Here is a 783-nt window from a genome sequence, read left to right as displayed (position 1 = left end):
ACGACGAGCGACCGAGGCGAGATGGGTTGTCTCGGATCGACAGGGCAGAAACTCGTAAGGATTGGGGTCGAAAATCCTCTCCCTGTTGGGCGTGGGAGGGACCAACAGGACTTGCTGAACGAGTCGAAAGTCCGGAAAAGTCCAAGAATCGGGGGATAGTCAGGCAAGAATTGCCCCCTCCGAAGCCATTCGGGCTTCGTAAGAGTTCGGGTTCACTAACCTCGTAACGATTCGGGTCCATTGACAGACCAGCCATCGCGTCTCGTCGGCGTGCCAGAGCGCCTGACCTTGGCTGCGCTTCACCAGCGCCTCATAGACCGGCTCGAAGAGCGGCGTCAGGCGCTTCAGGCCATCGGTCAGAGTCCCCAGCGACAGGTCCAGGCCGAGCGTGGCCCAGTCGGCCAAGAGCCGATAGGTCGGCCGATAGAACAGATACTTATCCAGGAGCACCGTCACCCAGATCGAGACCCCCAAGATGCCCTTCGGGATCAGCCGCGGCGGCGGTGGGGCGGTGACCACGCCGGGATGGGCCGCACAGCCGCAGGTGGGGCGATAACGATGCCGACGGATGACGCGGCGATGGGCCCGGACCTCGACCTCGAGGATCTCGGCATCTTCGGTCCCCGGGAAGTCGGCGAAGGGTTGGCCGCACCGCGCGCAGCGACATTGATCGGACGGAAGGACATGATCCTCGGGGACGGCCGGCAGATGAGAATGATCCCGGCGACTCGGCCCCGGCTTGCCCCGCTGCTGGCCGCGTGGTCGTGGCGGCGTGTCGGCACG

Annotated in this window: 1 protein-coding gene; it reads right to left on the bottom strand. The window is 64.5% G+C overall.

The window, feature by feature from the left end; all coding sequences use genetic code 11:
* Positions 1–159 precede the first annotated feature (159 nt).
* Positions 160–783 (bottom strand): IS66 family transposase (locus ACYOEI_RS41060; RefSeq protein ID WP_462856474.1); only part of this gene is annotated, 624 nt, incomplete at its 5' end.

It is taken from the genome of Singulisphaera rosea, assembly GCF_054877945.1.
The sequence above is the reverse complement of the archived record's forward strand: the minus strand, read 5'-3'. Positions and strand labels throughout refer to the sequence as shown.